Origin of the sequence: Flavobacterium reichenbachii (assembly GCF_002217435.1) — a bacterium.
Taxonomy (GTDB): domain Bacteria; phylum Bacteroidota; class Bacteroidia; order Flavobacteriales; family Flavobacteriaceae; genus Flavobacterium; species Flavobacterium reichenbachii.
This window is the reverse complement of sequence record NZ_MUHF01000021.1, coordinates 171,281-187,122: the sequence shown is the minus strand read 5'-3', so window position 1 is coordinate 187,122 and position 15,842 is coordinate 171,281. Positions and strand designations below refer to the sequence as shown.

The window sequence follows — 15,842 nt, the reverse complement described above, 5'->3', positions numbered from 1 at the left end:
AATTAATTAATCTGATTTAGTTTTTCCATTTCACTTTTTAAGCCTTGAAGACTTATGGGTTGAAAAGCCAGATTCTTTTCGGCTGTCGCAGATGTTGTTGTTTCTTTGGTTGCAATAAAGGGTTTTCCGTTAAAATATTTAATCGCAATTATCGTAATTTTTCTTTCTAAAGGAATGTTTTTAAAAGTAACCTCATTCGTTATTGTGTTATTAGTCATTATTGATTTAATATCATGAAAGACAATACTAACAGTAGTTTCGCTATTATTATCAAAGTTAATCGCAAAGTCTGTTTTTAAATTTTTGCTCAGATTTAAAAATCGGTCGCAATTGATCATTCCCAGACTAACGCTGCTAAATAAATAATAATCGATTACCGCAGTTTTTTCTTCTAGTATTGTTTTTTCAGTATAATCAGTTTTTCTAAACTCATTAGTAAAAGAAGCTGATTTTTGTGATGGAATATCGTCATCTTCACCTTTAAAGGTAACGGGCAAATGATAAGTTGTATTGACGGGAATCCCATTTACTTTGCCGGGAATAAACCTTGGAATTTTTTTGAAAGCGTTTACTACAGCTGTATTAATGCCTATTGTAAGTCCCTTAGTAATTTTTACATTGGTTATATTTCCTTCTTTATCAACAATAAAAGAAGCATATACCTTTCCAGAAATGGTTTCTTCGGGCAGTTTAATAGAGTTGCCCAAAAGTTTATAAAATTTTTCATGTCCGCCCGGAAAAACTGGAGGTTCATCTACCTTCGTAAAGATCTGATTTAAATTAAGTGAATTTTGTGCAACCGCCCAATTGATCTGACCATTTTTCCAATTTCCAGAAAAAAGCTGCATTCCCTCTTTTTCTTTTTTTCTCGGAAACCCAATTTCAATTGCTTTGCCTTTTTTCAAATCGCATTTTTCATTTTCAGAAAACGCATTGACATCCAGCATACCGCCTGTTTCCAATAACTTTCCGTTTGAAGTTGTCGAAAGTCTTCCCAGCAAAATATCCGAAATTTTATAATATTCTTTAACCGAAATTTTGATGTTTCCCGTTACCGCATTTTTAGATTTCGAACTTACAAAGCTATTAGCGCGAATCGTGATTTTAGTTTTTTCCGCAGAAACAATCGTCGTATCTTTAGTATTGTTTATATAGAAAAATTGAGGTTTTTTGTCATTTTTTAGATAAAAATCGGCCAATAATCTGCCGTCTGCTTCCAAATCAGAGGACGAAACTTTAGTGCTGTCAGCCTCTAAATCTTCGGTTTGCAGACTATCGCTAGATGTTGTATTGGTTGTGGCTTTTTGAGATTCTTCGGCAGGATTACTTCCTTTATTTTCATTTTTACACGAAATAAAAATCAAAATAAATGCAAATGGCAGCAGTTTTTTTAGTGTCATAGAAGGTTTTGGTTATGGAGCAGTTATCTTTCAAATATAAATTATTTCTTATCAATATTCAAAAAATAAACTCAAATATCAGGGCGTGCCAGAATTTAAAAAAAAGCCCTAATCAACTTTACGCTTGTGAGGGCTTTTCTTAAATCCTGTCGGGCTATCCGCACTGCTTCGGCAGTTAGCTTCTATCCCTCACGCGGCCAATCGGTTTCAGAAGACTTTCTTGATTTTATTGTTTTTAGATGAAAATATTAAGAATTCCCATTTAATTTTGTCAAAAGATTATCTTCATTAAAAACAGCATTAATCACATTTCCATTCTTTTCTGCCTTGATTTCATCTCCATTTGATGTCAGCTCATAACCTTTTTGAGACAGATAATTTGTAAAAGCATTTTTGTGGTTTTGAATTTCAAATGTTGAAATCAGTTCTGGAAAAACGGTTAAAATTCTAGCAAAATCTTCGCTTTCAACTTTATCTATTGTATCAGATTTAATCGAAACAACCATTGTACCCTGACCGTAATTTCCGAGATAATAACCACTTGCATTAAACATTTCAACAGCAATCATTCCTATTAAATGTAAATCATTTTCTACAGCGTCAAATTTTCCAACAGTCAATAAATCAATATTATTTTCTTCTCCGTATTGTTTTAATAAAAGAGCTTGTTTCATAACAGATTCAGCATAACCGCCTGCTTTATTTTCCCAGATCCAAAGCCAGGTTTCTGAAGAATGCGAAAAAGAACCCAAAACCTGAATCGGAAACGTGAGATTGTCTCCAAATGTTATTTCTTCTGTATCCATATTGACGTTCCAAGATAGATCGCCCGTTACTTCAAACAAGTTTCTTTGTTTTTCTAAAGCAACAGCTCCAAATTTTTCTAAAAAATCATTTTCAGATGTAAAATGTTTAGCACCGATTTGCTGCTTGATAGTTGATTCTGTTTTTTCTTCTTTCTTTTTAAATAGATTGTTGAATAGCCCCATTTCTTTATGATTTTTTAGAATTAGAAAATTGATGTTTTCAAATATATTAACTTTTAAGATAAGTCAGAAAAATGATGATTAAATAAACCGTTGTCTGGTTTTAGGTTTTATGAATGTTTAGTTCAGGCAGAAAAATACAAAGTTGAGTTTTTAGAAAAATATTGAAGGATAAATAAGCATTTATTCTTTTTCCGTTGCTGCCGCGAGCGTCTCGCTCGTGACTGTTTCTATTTAAAATCTTGAATTTATTATATTGCGTTCCGAGCGGGAAGCTCACACTAGCTTGGGCGCGATCGGAATTCAACTTTGTCAAAGTTTTAAACTTTGACAAAGTTTGAGACACAGCTTTGCAATCTTAACATTTTCAAAACCACTCAAACTCAAAAAAACTTAGCGCTCTTTGCGTTAAAAAAAAATCTACAAAACCCGATAGCGCGGATTTGCAATCCGTGCCCGCAACATTAATACACAAATACAAATTATTAAAACAAAAATTACACAAATTGATGTGCTTTTTTATATTTACAAAGAGAACTAAACAATCTTTGCGTGCACGGATTGCAAATCCGCGCTATCGTTGCGGGATAAATCTGCGCGATCGGGCGGAAAATAGTTTTTTATTTTTTCTGTAATATTTAAAAGCCTAGTAAAGTTGTTTTTATTAGGCTTTTTAATATTTTTTGTTTTGTCTTCTGTGATATTTTTTTGATTTTGAGCTTGATAATTTCGATAAAAATTTTCTTCTCTTCCATTATATTTTTTCATTAAATTAAAATGATAATAAGATACTACATCAGTTTGTAAAGAATTTAATTTCCATTTATATTTTTCATCTTCAACATTTTTTGAGATTATTAAAATCTGCTTATTCTCAAAGAGACTGGTAGTAGGGAATTGTTTAAATTTCTCCTGATAAATTAATTTAGTTTTTATCTTATGTTTTGAAAGAATATCATTAATTATTGGAACTATAACATTACTTTGTAAAACGGAAAGTTTTTCAAAAACACATTTTTCAGTTTGAGTTAATATTGGAATATTGGGCATCAAATCGAGTCCTTCAAAAATAAATCGAAAATTTTGAAAAATTTCTACAGCAATCATCATGCTTTGAATCACATCTATTTGATTTATAAAGAAAGGTTTTGGAGAAAAATTTGCGGTTTTAAATAATAGCTTATTTTTATCATTTAAATCCATGTGCAGGTTTTTATGGATTAAAGTAAAATCAGAAAGCTTATCATATAATTTATCTTCTAAAATAGAGTTTTCTAGAAGTAACATATTTAAAATTCTACGATACTTAACTTCAATTGTCATATCAGAATAATTGTCGGTTATTCCTGTTTTTAGAGATAAAATTTTAAGAATTGTTTCCAGGAAAGAATTCACAGAAAGATACCACATGTTTAACGCTGGAACAGCATCAATTCCATTATTAAGGCCATTTACTGATAGCTCCAAATCTCTTAGAGACGTTACCGTAAACTTATATGCGTGTGAAGAGTAAATGTCATATTTTAAGTTAATAATTGAATGAGGAATACTTGGAATTAATATTGCACATCTATCAAACTCATTATTTCTAAAATCTTCTAAGTACATCTTCTTTTTTCTTTTTATTATTTAAAATACATAAAATAATTTCAATGTCGCGATAAACCCTTTTATTGTTGTATGCAAAAATCTTAAAATATTCTTTCATAGATACATCAATGTGTGCCATTTCGCTATAAGCAAAATGACATTCTTTCAAAATAGAAATAAGATTTGTTGCAGTGGATTCTTGTGGATATCTATTTACAACATGAATAAGAGGTGAAACTAAATTTGTGAAAGAGTTTCTAAAACTGTTATTGGTATGTTTAATATTCCAAAGGGTAAAAACTTCCATTAAATCATTTTTAAAATCATAATCAGAAACTTCAAGCTTATCAATAGTTTCGCTAAAAACTTCTAAATATAGCATATGTTTGATATAGGTTTCTTGTAGAGGTTTAATTATATTCAAATACAGATTAATTTTCTCTTGATTGTCACGTTCAAAAATATTTGCTTGTCCAATAACTTGAAATAGCCTTGTAGAAGCTTTGACTTTTTGTTTTTTATTGCAACATCTGACATAGTATTTTATAAATAAGGAATAGTCCATCTTATTTAAAAATTGTAGTGGTGCATATATCATCTGTCTTACTGCAATAGTCTTGTCATCAAGTAAACTATATGTTTTAAGATCTGAAATTGAAGCTAAATATTGCTTTTTACAGACTCGTGCTAAATCAGAAAGAAGAAGATTAATTGTATGCTTATAATTTTTACGGAGTCTATTTTCTTTAAAATAGTTAATAAGTAAATTTATAGAAGTTCCAGCCCAAAATACAAATAATGTAATTGAAACTGTGAATAATGTCTCTTTTTTGATATCAAAAAAATTACTTAAAAAAACTAGCAGTCCATCTTTTTGAACTAAACAAATGATTAAGTCCATACCTTTTACTTTTGTAATATCATTAAATCTAAGCCTATTTAATTTGTAAATCAATTTTTTTAAATGGTGTTTTATAACACAGTTTATCTATAAGGTTCTAATATATAGCTTTGCGACCTTAAGCGTTTGTTCAACTGCAATCTAAAGCAAAAAAACTTAGCGCACTTTGCGTTTAAAAATCAAAGCAATCAAAAAAACCCGATAGCGTGGATTTGCAATCCGTGCCCGCAACAGTAATACATAAATACAAATCATTAAAACAAAAATTACACAAATTGATGTGCTTTTTTATATTTACAAAGAGAACTAAACAATCTTTGCGTGCACGGATTGCAAATCCGCGCTATCGTTGCGGGTTCACGAGCGGGACGCTCGCGCTAGCTAGGGATTCAACTTTGTCAAAGTTTTAAACTTTGACAAAGTTCGAGACGCACAGCTTTGCGATCTTAACGTTTTCAAAACCACTCAAACTCAAAAAACCTTAGCGAACTTTGCGGTAAAAAAAACTTTGTGGTAAAAAAAATCTACAAAACGCGATAAATAGGATACTGCAAATGCGCCTTTTCATAATAAACAGAATGCTTGTAAATCCATTCTAACTGCGCTTCAGGATTTTTAGCAAATCCAGCGTCAGATTGTTTTTTAGTTTCTAATTCTGCTTTTAGAGACGGATTATCTTTTAAAATTTTCGCAGCAGTATCTTCAAAAATATATTCAGAATAATGTTCTTTCTGCTGTAAAATAGGGTCGAAGAAATTCCAGTTAAAAAAGGAATCAACACCTTCCGGTTCAAATACCTCAACTAAGTATTTTACGCCTTTTTGGTTTGTTGGAATATAGAAATCACCTTTGGCGAAAGCCATTTTAACTATTTTAGAAGTTACCGTCGTATTTCGGTGCAAATAGTGTCCTTCGTACGCAGACGGAACCGTTTTGAAATCGGCAATTCTGTAACTTTCAACTTCTATAATGGTATCGTTTTTAATTTGTTTGAATGAAATAGTATTGTTTTTCAAAAGTTCCATAATATTCCAATATCCTTTTGGGACAATATAAGCAGTCGGAATCACAACTTCCTTAGCGGATTTGAATTCTTTAATATACGGAACGTCTTTTTTATACGGTTTATTTCGGTCGTAATACAAACGATTTCCCGTTGTGGCTTCACTTTTTTTGTAACCCGCTTCGTAACCCAAAAACGAAAAAGTAGTGGCTTTTGTACTGTCCAATTCCCATTTTAAAGTATACGATTTCTTAGGCTGATATTGTTCTAAATTCTTTGCCCTTAAATCTTTTATCTTTTGATAATTCGCATCGGTAAAATCCAAAGTCGATTTCATGTATTCGTAAGTCATTTTTACACGCTCGGCATATTTTTTCAGCATATGTGTTTCGACCACAAAACCAATTGTATTAAACAGCGAAGTATAACCCGTTGTATATCGCGGACTGTCTACAAATTGCCCGAAACCTTTGTCCGGTGTATCTTTAAAAGAATCTACATAAGGCGTGGTTTCAATTTTCTTTTTCTGCAGGTCTTTTACCAGCGCCGGCATCATTTCGTTATTCATAAAATCGCCCAAAACTGTTCCGAGTTTGTTGTGCTGCGTCATAATATAAGTCAGTTTGTATTGATAATCTGAGCCGTTGCTCACGTGATTATCTATAAAAACATCGGCATTTATTTTCTGGAAAATGGCTGTAAAACTTTTCGTATTTCTCGTATCCGATTTTATTAAATCTCGATTTAAATCATAATTTCTGGCATTCCCTCTAAAACCATAAATTTCAGGTCCATCCTGATTGGCGCGCGTAGTGGAATTTCTGTTTAAAGCACCGCCAATATTATAAACGGGAATAGAAACCAAAACAGTATTTTTTGGCGCCTTCAATTTTCCGGTTGCTAAATCTCTGTAGAATTGCATCGTTGCGTCAATTCCGTCTGGTTCTCCGGCATGGATTCCGTTATTGACAAAAAGAACGGCTTTGGTTTTCTGGATTTTATCAAAATCAAATTCCTTATCGGGATTAAAAGTAATCATGTGCAACGGCTCGCCAGAATCGGTAAGTCCCATTTCTTTCATTTCAATCGTAGGAAAATCGTTGGCCAGCATCCTAAAATAAGCAATAGTTTCGGGATAAGACGCCGATTGATTTCCGTTTCCTTTTTCAAAAAACGTATCGTATTTTTTGTTGTTTTGAGCTAAAAGGGTAATAGTGAATAGTGAAAAGAGAATGGTAAAAAGTTTCATGAATTTTGATTTTAATAGGAATCAAATATAAGTTTTTTGTTTAATGTTTGAAGTTTGATCAACTTTGTATTTTTTAACGCAAAGCGTGCAAAGATTTTTTATATTAAAGGTTTTAAAAACACAAAGTTCGCAAAGCTTTGTGAATAAAAACTTTGTGAACTTTGCTTAAACCTTTGCGCTCTTTGCGGTAAAAAAAGCTTGAAACCTGAAACAAGAAAAACTTGAAACAAATTTTACCTACTTTTGCAAAATGAATAAAAAACACCATTCCAACAATATACTTTCGAATTTAGGCATTGAGAGCTTAAACGAAATGCAGGAAGCGTCGCAGGATGCTATTCTTAACGAAAATAATGTTTTACTGCTTTCTCCGACAGGATCCGGAAAAACTTTGGCTTTTTTACTGCCGGTTTTAGAATTATTGCAGCCAGAAATTCTTTCGGTTCAATGTCTGATTTTGGTGCCTTCTCGCGAATTAGGATTGCAGATCGAACAGGTTTGGAAAAAAATGGGAACAGATTATAAAGTAAATATTTGTTACGGTGGTCACTCTATTGATACTGAAATAAAAAATTTGAGCAATCCACCAGCAGTTTTAATTGGAACTCCGGGAAGAATTGCAGATCATATTGAGAGAGGAACTTTTAGAATGGATAAAATCCAGACTTTAATTCTAGATGAATTTGATAAGTCACTACAATTGGGTTTTCATGAGCAAATGTCTTTTATCATTGGTAAACTGACAAAACTAAACAAACGTGTTTTGGTTTCGGCGACCTCAGATATTGAGATTCCAAAATATACCAGAGTAGTCAATCCGGCTGTTTTGGACTTTATTCCAGAGGAAGAAGAAAAAACAAATCTTTCGATGAAAATGGTGGTTTCGCCTGCAAAAGATAAATTGACGAGTTTGTTTAACCTGATTTGTTCTTTAAAATCCCAGTCGGCTATTGTATTCTGTAATCATCGTGATGCTGCAGAACGCATCAGTGATACTCTAAACGAGAAGGGAATTTACTCTGTATATTATCACGGCGGAATGGATCAGGACGAGCGCGAGCGTGCTTTGATTCAGTTTAGAAACGGAAGCGTGAGTTATCTAATCACAACCGATTTGGCTGCGCGTGGTTTGGATATTCCAGAAATGAAACACGTTATTCATTATCATTTACCTCTAAAAGAAGACGAATTTACACACCGTAACGGTCGTACAGCTCGTATGCAGGCATCTGGAACAGCGTATTTGATCATTCACGAAAGTGAAAAAAAATTGGATTATGTTGATTACGAAATGGATATCCTAAATGTAGAAAATACAGTAGCACTGCCAAAACCACCTCAATATCAGACTATTTATATCAGCGGTGGAAAAAAGACTAAACTAAACAAATTTGATATAGTAGGTTTCTTTTCTCAAAAAGGGAAATTGGAAAAAGAAGATTTAGGTTTAATTGAGGTAAAAGACTTTGTATCGTTTGCCGCTGTAAAATTTAATAAAGTAACAGAGCTTCTTAAAAATATTAAAGACGAAAAAATGAAAGGCAAGAAATTTAAAATTGAAGTTGCCCGTAATGTCGTTAAAAAAGAAGAGGAGAAGGGAAGTAAATTTTAGATTTAAGATTTATACGAAAGAAGAAGGAAGCAAGAAGTTAGAATATAAAGAATAGACTTGTTAAGATTGTAATTGATGTTCTGAAATGATGATTTTAAAGGAACTTTTTTTGAATTTTGAATTAAATTCTTAGGATTTAAGTATTTGTTTTTCAGTGTTTTAATGTTTTGTAACTAAGTTTTACAATTTTCTGTTAAAAAAATAACGATTTGATGTGTGTTTTTTCATTATTTCTATGTTTTTTTGTGATCGTAAAATAGTAAACCCCAAATTAGTTATGAAAAAGATTATTACCCTTGCCGCTTTGTTCTTTAGTTTTGTTTCGTTTGCACAAATTAAGGTTATTGAAACAGTTCCAGTTGAGAAATTAGGAAAAGTAAATAATAACTACATTCAAAAAATTGGAGATGAATATACAGTATACTACACTAGTATTCAGAATGATGATGATTCTTCAAGTTTGAGAAAATTTGCTTTCAAAAACGTAAATAACGATTACGTAAATCTTTATAATATTATTGTAGGCGGATTTACAGCAACACCTTTGTACGATATCAAATTAGAATTACCTAACAATTACATTTGGTTGCATTACACAGGAAACGTAGTTCCAGACAAAGCTACAGTTCAATTTATGGTTTCAAGCAAAGAAAGAGACGCTGCTACAAACAATGTTTCTGAGCCATTAGTAAAAGATCAAATCAATAAATTATTCCAAAGATAATTTTACAATATAAAAAAAGAAAAAGCCTGTTCAAATTTTGAACAGGCTTTTTTTGTTTCAGGTTTTTTTTCAAGTTTCAAGTTTCAGGTTTGAAGTTTCAAGTTTGAAGAAAAACCTTTGCCTCTCTGAATCTCTGTCCCTTTGAACCTTAAAGGAAGCTATATTTTCTTAACGTACTGCGTGATAATAACAATCTGCTGTCCGTCTACTTTTCCTTCAATGTATTCGGCATTTTCGTGATCCAGACGAATATTACGAACGGCAGTTCCTTGTTTGGCAACCATACTGGAACCTTTTACTTTAAGATCTTTTATTAAAACAACAGAATCTCCATGCTGTAAAATAAGGCCGTTACTGTCACGGTGAACGAGTTTGTTTTCGTCATCTTCACCTTCTCCGGTTGCTTGTGCCCAAGCCAGAGTATCTTCATCTAAATACATCATGTCCAGCAATTCCTGAGGCCATCCTGCAGCGCGCAAACGGCTCAGCATTCTCCAGGCAACAACTTGTACAGCAGTATTTTCATTCCACATGCTGTCGTTAAGGCATCTCCAGTGATTCAAATCTACATTATCAGGATTTTCAATTTGATCTATACAGGTATTGCACGCATATACACTTTCTTCGATGCCGCCTTTTTGAGTTGGCAGAACAGTGTATACTTTTATGTTTTCTTCTGCACCGCAAAGCTCGCATTTAGACCCGCTGCGTTTGTTTAATTCTCTTTCTATGCTCATTTTTTTGTAATTTATTTGAAAGCGCGAAATTACTTATTAATAACCGCGTTTGCAAATTATGTTTGGGGTTAAAATTCTAGTTTTTAAATATTATTTCGTCAAGATTAATGATCGAAGTTTCGTCTGATGAATGTTCATAATATTTTACTTCAATACTATTTTCAGAAATAAATCTTATTTTTTTATCACAACCGGTAACACACGTTTCGGTGTAAATAGGAAAATATAATTTTTTGTTTTTATCGAATGCCACTATATTGTTTCGAGTGTAGGATACAATTTTAAAATTATCATTTTCTATACTTTCCTCTTCCTCATAATTTCCTGTGTATTTGAATAAATCATCTTTATAATAAGTACTGTAAATAACCTCTGGAATTCCTGAGTAACCATTTGCTAAATGATTAAAGGCATTATTGTCTGCCTCCCATTTTTCAACATAATTAGTATAATGATTTTGGTCTTTTGAAGTGTGAAAGACCCATTTGCTTTTATTTGCAAATTCGTAAATCGCTTTTTTTATTTCGGGTTTTGAATCTAAAAATTCATTTTCGATAAATTTACCATCGATAGATTCATTACTTCGAAGTGAAGGTTCGCCAGCATACATTAAAGTATAAACATTAAGAGTTTTAGTATCTAACATTATAAAAGATACAGTTTGCTCTGTGACAGCGTTTCCTTTGAAAATTTCATTAACGGATAAAAGAATGTATTCCTGGTCTTTAATCTTTGTTTTTTGAAAGCTTTCTTTTCCAATTCTTGTGTAAGTGAATTCATTGGAAACTAATGTATCTTTTTTGACTAATTTGAGTTCTTTTTCACTCTTTAAATACTTGGAAACAATAATGAAATTTTTATCTGCAACTAAAAAATATTTATCGTTGTCCATTGGCTGGTAACCAGAAATTCTTATTTCTTCGTTGATATTGTTACTCGTTTTAAAAAGTAAAGTAAGACTGTCTGGTTTAGTTTTATTAGTAACCTTTAGATTTTCCTCATTAGAATTAATCTGATTTTTTTTTGCTTTTTCTTCTTTTTTACAGGAAATAATCACGGAGCAAATTATAAGAATAGCGATAACTTTTCTTTTCATTGATTACAATAACTTAGTTGTGAATTCGCTATATCTTTACTCTAACTGCATCTGGAACCAGCATTTCATATTCGCCTCCATTTCGCAATACATCACGAACGATACTTGAGCTGATGTAAGAAGTGCTTGCTGCAGTCAATAAAAAGACAGTTTCTATTTTAGAAAGTTTCCTGTTGGTATGCGCAATAGCTTTTTCAAACTCAAAATCTGCCGGGTTGCGCAGACCTCTTAAAATGAAATTGGCTTTTAGTTTTTTTGCTAAATCAATTGTTAATCCTTCGTAGGTAATTACAGAAATTTTTGGTTCGTTTTTGAAAGTTTCTTCAATAAAACGCTTTCTTTCTTCTAGAGAAAACATGTATTTTTTTTCGGCATTGACACCAATGGCAATCACGATTTCGTCAAAAAGTGAAATCCCTCTTTTAATAATGTCTTCGTGGCCCAATGTTATCGGATCAAAAGATCCTGGAAATATAGCTTTTCGCATTTTTTCTTTCAAGTTTCTAAGGTTTTGAATTACAAATATACTAAAGTTATAAGGCTTTTTATTTTGAATTTGCTAGGTAATTCGCAGCGTATTTATAGATTCTACCCATTCTTCTTTCTTGCAGACGCTGCATTGTGCTGTTCCTGCTTTTTGCTCTGTAGTATTCCCGCAGAAAGTACAGGAATACATGCCGTCGTTTGGAATAATTTTACTTTTTTTTCCAAATAAAGCGGGTAGAATAGGAAGTCCGTATCCTACTTCTTTATCAGCGTAATAAAAAACACTTACTTCGCCGCTGGTCTCTATAAAAGCATGTTTTACCTGACCCAGATGTTCGATTGATTTTATGCGGAGTTCAGAGAAAAATTCGTCTTGTGCCAGACTTTCTTTTTTGAAAGTAGATACAGAAAATTTCCCATCATTAATTAAACATTCTGTTTTTCCTTCGATAAATTCCTCAAATCTTTTACTTTTTCCGGTAAGCCATGTTACAGAACGGTATAAAATAATGATGACAATAAAAACTACGGCAGCCGGGATTATTCCTATATCTTCATAAAACATAGGGTCGCCTGCTGCAGAGCCCAGTGCAATAATAATTACAGTCTCAAAAATGGATAACTGTTTTACACCTCGTTTTCCTGCCAATTTTAGTGTGAGGAGCAGGACGATGAACATTATGGTCGAACGAAAAATAACTTCCAATACGAAACTCTCCGGAAGATTATTAAACAGAAGTCGATCCCATTCGAATATTTCTTTCATTTGCTGATTTGCTAATTTTTAAGAATCTAAGTTACTAAGATTTCATAGCAGATCTGTATTGTAATTCCCATGTTTCAAATTATTAATTTATTGAAATTATGATATTTTTTGAAGGCTCTGAGGTTCTGCTCTGAGGTTCATAGGTTCAAAGATTTAAAGGTTCAAATGTTCAAAGGGGCAGAGGGGAAGAAGTATAGAAAAGCCGGGGTATAAAAAAGGTTCTGAAATTTAGAATCTCAGAACCTTAGTCCCGAAGCCTCGGGATAGCAGTTTAGAACCTTCTTTTAAGAAAGCGCTAACTCAATAGCATTTGTAAACAATTCTTCCAGAGAAATTCCGGCTGCTTTGGCTTGCTGCGGAATTAAGCTTTCTGTTGTTAAACCCGGAATTGTATTCATTTCCAGCATATACGGTTCATTATCTACGATGATAAACTCACTTCTAGAGAAACCTTTCATTTTTAGAACTTCGTAAGCACGTTTTGCCGTTTCGCCTACTTTTTGCGTTAATTCATCAGAAATTCTTGCCGGAGTTATTTCCTGTGATTTTCCTTCGTATTTGGCTTCGTAATCAAAGAAATCATTGTCTGAAACGATTTCTGTAATTGGTAAAACAATTACTTCACCTTTATAATTAATTACACCTACAGAAACTTCTGTTCCGTCAAGGAAACTTTCTATGATGATCTCGTTGTCTTCTTTATAAGCTACTTCTATTGCAATTGGTAATTCTGCAGCAGTTTTTACTTTAGAAATTCCGAAGCTTGAGCCTGCTTTGTTGGGTTTTACGAAACATGGCAGTCCCACTTTTTTTACAATTTCGTCTGTATTGATTTTGTCGCCTTTATTTAAGTAATACGAAATAGCTGTTTTGATTCCGTATGGTTTTAAAACAGATAATAAATCACGTTTATTAAAGGTTAAAGCCGATTGGTAATAATCGCATGAAGACTGCGGAATACCAAGTAATTCGAAATAAGCCTGCATTAATCCATCTTCTCCAGGAGTTCCGTGAATTGCATTAAACACACAATCGAAAGTGATTTTTTGGTCGTTTACAGTAACGGAGAAATCATTTCTATCAATTGGAAATTCAGCTTCTTTTTCATCTACGTAAACCCATTTATCTTTAAAAATATGGATGCGGAATCCGTTGTATTTGGTTTTGTCAAGATATTGGTGAACGACGTTTCCTGAGATTAGAGAAATTTTGTATTCGCTTGAATAGCCTCCCATGATGATGGCAATGTTTTTCATTGACTTGATATTTATTTGTTTATTTTTTTTTGTTTAAGGTTTTAAGTTTTCTTTGTTTCAGATTCTTTATTACTTATTGGTTCATTTTTGTAATCTCTCGTTCCTCGGGAGGACAATTAGTATCGAAAAAAGACTTATGAAACCTGAAGCCCCAGCCCTGATGGAAGCGGCATCCTTTTTCTGGCTGCTCCAGACAGAAAAAGATACAGCGGACAGCAGGAAACAGCTCCTGATAATAAAAGGTACTAAAACCTTTCTTGCTTAAAACAAAATTATCATTTTTTTTGAAACGAAATAGGTTTATCTTTGCCATAACTAAAAATTAATTTATGAGTTTACGTAAGTATTTAACAAGTCGTGTATTTTTTCTACAAGTATTAGGTGCAGCAGGTATTGTTGCGGTTTTAGCTTATTTGTTTATGCATTGGCTGACTTTTACAACAGATCACGGACATGAAATTGCTGTTCCGAATTTAGCGAAACTGACAGAAGAGCAAGTGGAGCAAAAATTAGACGAATTGGACTTGGATTACGTACTTTTGGACAGTGTTGATTATAAAAGTGAATTCCCAAAATATAGTGTTGTAGAACAAGATCCGCTGCCTGGTACTAAGGTAAAAGAAGGCAGAAAGATTTATATTAAAATTAATGCATCTGGATTTTCGTCTGTTAGAATTCCTGATTTAATTGAAAAAACATATCGCGAAGCAGTTCCTACATTGAAAGCTTTAGGACTTGAGGAAGGAACAATTACCTACATTCCTAATCTTGGAAAAGATATGGTTTTAGAGATGCGCTACAAAGGAAGAAATTTAAAAGTAGGAGACCGCGTGCTGAAAGCTTCTAAAATTGATTTGGTTTTAGGAGACGGAAAAGCAAGTTATGTAGATGATAGTCAGGCTGACAGTTTAGCTGTGCCAGAGACAGAAACCCCAAAAGATGAATAATACGATTGAAAACTTAGATCTGGAAGACGAATTATTCGAGCATTACAGATTTGAAGTCCCTAAAGGTCAGGCGTTTTTGCGTATTGACAAATATTTAATGAATTTGATTCAGAATGCAACCCGAAATAAAATTCAGAATGCAGCAACTGAAGGAAACATTTTTGTAAATGATATTCCGGTAAAATCAAATTATAAGGTTAAACCTTTTGATGTGGTGACTGTTATGTTATCTCATCCTCCGTTTGAGAATCATATTCTTCCTGAAGATATTCCGTTGAATATTGTTTATGAAGATGACGCACTTTTATTGATTAATAAAGAACCGGGAATGGTTGTACATCCTGGTCACGGAAATTATACCGGAACTTTGGTAAATGCTTTGGCACATCATTTTGATAATCTGCCAATGAACAGCAGCGAACGCCCAGGTTTAGTTCACCGAATTGATAAAGATACTTCTGGTCTTTTGGTTGTAGCCAAAACAGAAGCTGCGATGACCCATTTGGCCAAACAGTTTGAAGCTAAAACTTCTGAACGCGAATATATTGCACTTGTTTGGGGAAATGTTTCAGAAGAGTCTGGAACTATTGAAGGGAATCTTGCAAGGCACTTAAAAGACCGCATGCAGATGGCTGTTTTTGCTGATCCTGAGATTGGAAAACCTGCTATTACGCATTATAAAGTTTTAGAACGCTTTGGTTATGTAACTTTGATTTCTTGTAAATTAGAGACAGGAAGAACACATCAGATTCGTGCACATATGAAACATATCGGACATCCGTTGTTTAATGACGAGCGTTATGGAGGTCATTTGATTCTGAAAGGCACTACGTTTACAAAATATAAACAGTTTATTGAGAATTGTTTTAAAGCATTGCCACGTCAGGCACTACATGCAAAAACGCTTGGTTTTGTGCATCCTAACACTGGCGAAATGATGCGTTTTGATACTGAACTGCCGCAGGATTTTCAGGATTGTATTGAAAAATGGCGCGGTTATGTGAAATCACACAATACTGAAGAAGAAGAGAACTAATTAGATAATTTGTCAATTAGAAAATTTACTATATTTAAAAGCTCCTTTGGAGC

15 protein-coding genes are annotated in these 15,842 nt (G+C 32.9%); 5 read left to right on the top strand and 10 right to left on the bottom strand.

The genetic code is table 11. From position 1 onward, the window contains the following. Window positions 1-2 precede the first annotated feature (2 nt). The 5 genes from B0A68_RS18015 to B0A68_RS17995 form a co-directional block, all read right to left on the bottom strand. Window positions 3-1,400 (bottom strand): energy transducer TonB, encoded by a 1,398-nt coding sequence (locus B0A68_RS18015; protein WP_051892537.1) that lies wholly within the window; start codon window positions 1,398-1,400, stop codon window positions 3-5. A 248-nt stretch (window positions 1,401-1,648) separates the two neighbouring features. Continuing rightward, window positions 1,649-2,389: a DUF6882 domain-containing protein gene (locus tag B0A68_RS18010; protein ID WP_051892534.1), complete on the bottom strand. Its 741-nt coding sequence runs from the start codon at window positions 2,387-2,389 to the stop codon at window positions 1,649-1,651. Between the two features lie 534 nt (window positions 2,390-2,923). Next, entirely contained in the window at window positions 2,924-3,994 is a 1,071-nt protein-coding gene (locus B0A68_RS18005) for a hypothetical protein (protein WP_035683512.1), read from the bottom strand. Next, the gene (locus tag B0A68_RS18000) at window positions 3,975-4,877 is read right to left on the bottom strand and encodes a hypothetical protein (protein ID WP_123947524.1); all 903 of its coding nucleotides are present in this window, start codon (window positions 4,875-4,877) and stop codon (window positions 3,975-3,977) included. Before B0A68_RS18000 ends, B0A68_RS18005 begins: the two co-directional genes overlap by 20 nt. 524 nt (window positions 4,878-5,401) lie before the next feature. Next, window positions 5,402-7,129, bottom strand: a complete 1,728-nt coding sequence (locus B0A68_RS17995) for a M14 family metallopeptidase (protein WP_035683510.1) — start codon at window positions 7,127-7,129, stop codon at window positions 5,402-5,404. Between the two features lie 250 nt (window positions 7,130-7,379). Here B0A68_RS17995 and B0A68_RS17990 point away from each other — a divergent pair, with 250 nt between their 5' ends. Both B0A68_RS17990 and B0A68_RS17985 read left to right on the top strand, forming a co-directional pair. After that, complete coding sequence (locus B0A68_RS17990) at window positions 7,380-8,741, top strand: DEAD/DEAH box helicase (protein ID WP_035683508.1); 1,362 nt, start codon at window positions 7,380-7,382, stop codon at window positions 8,739-8,741. A 277-nt stretch (window positions 8,742-9,018) separates the two neighbouring features. Beyond that, the gene (locus B0A68_RS17985; RefSeq protein WP_035683506.1) at window positions 9,019-9,465 is read left to right on the top strand and encodes a hypothetical protein; all 447 of its coding nucleotides are present in this window, start codon (window positions 9,019-9,021) and stop codon (window positions 9,463-9,465) included. A 158-nt stretch (window positions 9,466-9,623) separates the two neighbouring features. Here B0A68_RS17985 and B0A68_RS17980 read toward each other — a convergent pair whose 3' ends face one another. The 5 genes from B0A68_RS17980 to B0A68_RS17960 all read right to left on the bottom strand — a co-directional run bounded on the left by B0A68_RS17980 (window position 9,624) and on the right by B0A68_RS17960 (window position 13,806). Continuing rightward, complete coding sequence (locus tag B0A68_RS17980; protein WP_035683504.1) at window positions 9,624-10,202, bottom strand: PhnA domain-containing protein; 579 nt, start codon at window positions 10,200-10,202, stop codon at window positions 9,624-9,626. Window positions 10,203-10,278: 76 nt separating this feature from the next. Next, entirely contained in the window at window positions 10,279-11,298 is a 1,020-nt protein-coding gene (locus B0A68_RS17975) for a hypothetical protein (RefSeq protein ID WP_123947523.1), read from the bottom strand. 28 nt (window positions 11,299-11,326) lie between these two features. Further along, on the bottom strand, window positions 11,327-11,785 hold the full coding sequence (gene coaD, locus B0A68_RS17970; RefSeq protein WP_035688024.1) for a pantetheine-phosphate adenylyltransferase: 459 nt from the start codon (window positions 11,783-11,785) through the stop codon (window positions 11,327-11,329). 72 nt (window positions 11,786-11,857) lie between these two features. After that, window positions 11,858-12,550, bottom strand: coding sequence for a DUF421 domain-containing protein (locus B0A68_RS17965; RefSeq protein WP_035683499.1), 693 nt, complete (start codon window positions 12,548-12,550; stop codon window positions 11,858-11,860). A gap of 284 nt (window positions 12,551-12,834) precedes the next feature. After that, window positions 12,835-13,806 carry a D-alanine--D-alanine ligase gene (locus B0A68_RS17960; RefSeq protein ID WP_035683497.1) on the bottom strand — a complete coding sequence of 324 codons (972 nt, stop codon included), beginning with the start codon at window positions 13,804-13,806 and terminating at the stop codon, window positions 12,835-12,837. 136 nt (window positions 13,807-13,942) lie between these two features. On the opposite strand from B0A68_RS17960, the gene B0A68_RS24790 reads away from it, so the two are divergent. The 3 genes from B0A68_RS24790 to B0A68_RS17950 all read left to right on the top strand — a co-directional run bounded on the left by B0A68_RS24790 (window position 13,943) and on the right by B0A68_RS17950 (window position 15,789). Further along, window positions 13,943-14,071, top strand: coding sequence for a hypothetical protein (locus B0A68_RS24790; RefSeq protein WP_262486745.1), 129 nt, complete (start codon window positions 13,943-13,945; stop codon window positions 14,069-14,071). Window positions 14,072-14,135: 64 nt separating this feature from the next. Continuing rightward, entirely contained in the window at window positions 14,136-14,753 is a 618-nt protein-coding gene (locus B0A68_RS17955; RefSeq protein ID WP_035683495.1) for a PASTA domain-containing protein, read from the top strand. Beyond that, a complete protein-coding gene (locus tag B0A68_RS17950) occupies window positions 14,746-15,789 on the top strand; it encodes an RluA family pseudouridine synthase (RefSeq protein ID WP_035683494.1) in 1,044 nt (347 codons plus the stop codon). The genes B0A68_RS17955 and B0A68_RS17950 overlap by 8 nt, the downstream gene beginning before the upstream one ends. Window positions 15,790-15,842 lie beyond the last annotated feature (53 nt).